We start from the raw sequence: 2,471 nt of genomic DNA, 5'->3' as shown, positions 1-2,471 counted from the left end.
GCACAATATTTTGCTAGAATTAGAGGATATATTACAACGCTCAAAAAAAATAAACAAAAAGTACTAGAAAATATTCAGCTTGCTTTTAGCAAAAATCCGTTCCTACCGGAAATGGCTGAATAGTTACAATACATTTAGAAATTGAGAATAACACACAATAAACAAGCGAATTAGCTAATTATAAGAAAAAAGTATTTGACAGTTCGATATTTTTCCTGTAAGCTATTTATCGAATGCACACTCTAAAAGTACTAGCATAGAAATACTAAAAAAGAACCTTTGCATGATTCCACAAAGTGCTGAAAAGTATTTAGCTCAATATTTTGCCTTGATCCTAAAACAGAATCAACACCTTTACAAAATTAGTTGAACCTATAATTTTACATGTATAGTTTCGCTAATTCTCAAAATTAAATTTCACTAATAAAAAAAGCATCCAAAATTGGATGCTTTTTTACTGTATTTTATTGTTTTGATGCAATTAAGAACTCCAAAATTCTCTTTTCTTATTCAGCTCCTCTTCTTCTGTTCTTAAGTCCTCTAATTCCTCGACAGATAACACTTTTAAGAAAGAAGGATGTTGCTCAATAGCATATTCAATCTTTGTAACGATATCAGAAATACTTTCGTTTTCATAATCGATATCTAAAGGTTCTTTTATCACCATAGATTGTAAAACATTCTTGCGTTTAATAGTCAAGCCTTTTTTATCAAAAGAGCGTCTAAAACCATCTATAACGATGGGTACTACAATAGGTTTATACGTTTTTATAATATGTGCAGTTCCTCTTCTAATAGGTTTAAAAGGCGTTGTAGTTCCTTGCGGAAAGGTAATAACCCAACCATCATTTACTGCTTTACCGATATTAGAAATATCAGAGTTTTTTACCTGTCTTTTTACGTCTTTACCATCACTTCTCCAGGTTCTATCTATAGAGACCGAGCCTGCATACGCAAATATTTTTGGTAACAATCCAGAGCGCATTGTTTCGCCCGCCGCAACAAAGTAAAAGTTTAATTTTGGTTGCCATATATAACCAATATTCTTAATCGAATCATCTCTACCTTTTAAAGCAGCATTAAAAACATGAAACATGGCAGCAACATCTGCAAAATAAGTTTGATGATTAGAGATAAACAACACCCTTTTATCGGGCAAGTCTCTTAATATTTGGGAACCTTCAATATTAAGGTTGTTAAAATTGCGGTATCTACCGTGAGAAACAACTCCAAAAAAGCGAATAATCCACTTTTTTATAAATAAATAATGTCCAAAAGGATTCCTCTTCAATAAAGGCATTTCTACTAATTTTAGTTGATAACGAACAAAACTACAAAACAATTTACGAACATACTACTTTAACAGTTCTTTAATTTCTGAAAGCATCATACCTGTTGCCCCCCAAATTATATGACCATCTATTTTAAAACAAGGAACCTCTGTATTTTTCATATAAGACGTGTTTAAATTCACTTTCGTACTATTGCGCTCATTTAATAAATCACTCACTAAAATTTCAATAATTGTTGCAACTTCATGATTTAAAATAAACTCGGGCTTTTCATCCACAAAACCTAAAAAAGGTGTTGCTAAAAAATTACTTGGCGGAATGTACACATCTGTTAATTCTCTTATAATTTCTATAGAAGATGGGTGCACGCCAACTTCCTCAAAAGTCTCTCTAATAGCTGTTTCTCTTAAATTAGTATCCGCCTTTTCGGTTTTACCACCAGGGAAACTTATTTGCGCCGAATGCACTCCTTTATAACTTGCTCTTTGTGTTAAAAGCAATGCTGTTTCATTATTTTTATTCGGGTAAAACAAGGCTAAAACGGCTGCTTTTCTTGGTTTGTTAGCAATAATTTTAGCTTTATTATACTGTAAGCGTAGTTCAGGAGCCATTTTAAATTGTGCCTCTACACCACCTAATTCTGTAAATTGTAAATCTTCAATTTTATTCTTAAAGTTTTTAAAATTCATTTTGAATAGCTACTTTTAACAAATTTATGATTTTCCGTTACCAAAAATTATTTTTTGGCAAGAATTTTGAACTGATTATAGTATGCATAAGAAATATAAAAAATTAGGATTAAGTATCATTTTAGACATTATTGGTATTATTCCTATTCCTTTTTTAGATTTGGCTTGGGCGCCTTTATCTGGTTATATTATGACCAAATTGTATAAAGGAAGAACAGGTAAAATTGCGGGTACAATAAGTTTTCTTGAAGAAATTCTTCCTTTAGATATCATTCCGACTTTTACAATCATGTGGATCTATACTTATTTAATACAGAAAGAAGACCAACAAGAGCGACCAGAAAAAACCATAACCGATATTGATATACTCATTACAAATAGGATCCCGAAAAATTAGGTTTAATAATTTGAAAATTATCTGTTAGGATATTTTTGAATTCCTCATTTTTCCAAGAGTGACTTTCTAAGAATTCGATTACCTTTTCTCTAA

Annotated in this window: 3 protein-coding genes; 1 reads left to right on the top strand and 2 read right to left on the bottom strand. The window is 31.0% G+C overall.

The genetic code is table 11. The features are described 5' to 3' along the window. Positions 1 to 481: 481 nt before the first annotated feature. Both ES044_RS18085 and ES044_RS18080 read right to left on the bottom strand, forming a co-directional pair. Positions 482 to 1,300, bottom strand: a complete 819-nt coding sequence (locus ES044_RS18085) for a lysophospholipid acyltransferase family protein (protein ID WP_147120749.1) — start codon at positions 1,298 to 1,300, stop codon at positions 482 to 484. Positions 1,301 to 1,354: 54 nt separating this feature from the next. Then, positions 1,355 to 1,981 carry an NUDIX hydrolase gene (locus ES044_RS18080; protein ID WP_147120748.1) on the bottom strand — a complete coding sequence of 209 codons (627 nt, stop codon included), beginning with the start codon at positions 1,979 to 1,981 and terminating at the stop codon, positions 1,355 to 1,357. Positions 1,982 to 2,063: 82 nt separating this feature from the next. Between ES044_RS18080 and ES044_RS18075 the strand changes: the two genes are divergently transcribed. Continuing rightward, entirely contained in the window at positions 2,064 to 2,378 is a 315-nt protein-coding gene (locus ES044_RS18075) for a hypothetical protein (protein ID WP_147120747.1), read from the top strand. Positions 2,379 to 2,471 lie beyond the last annotated feature (93 nt).

This window comes from Polaribacter sp. IC066 (assembly GCF_007997085.1).
Lineage (GTDB): Bacteria > Bacteroidota > Bacteroidia > Flavobacteriales > Flavobacteriaceae > Polaribacter.
This window is presented reverse-complemented; position numbering and strand designations above follow the sequence as displayed.

Excerpts from the sequence above, each read along its gene's own strand:
- ES044_RS18075 (WP_147120747.1), top strand. The coding sequence starts at position 2,064 with ATGCATAAGAAATATAAAAAATTAGGATTAAGTATCATTTTAGACATT.
- ES044_RS18085 (WP_147120749.1), bottom strand. The coding sequence starts at position 1,300 with ATGCCTTTATTGAAGAGGAATCCTTTTGGACATTATTTATTTATAAAA.
- ES044_RS18080 (WP_147120748.1), bottom strand. The coding sequence starts at position 1,981 with ATGAATTTTAAAAACTTTAAGAATAAAATTGAAGATTTACAATTTACA.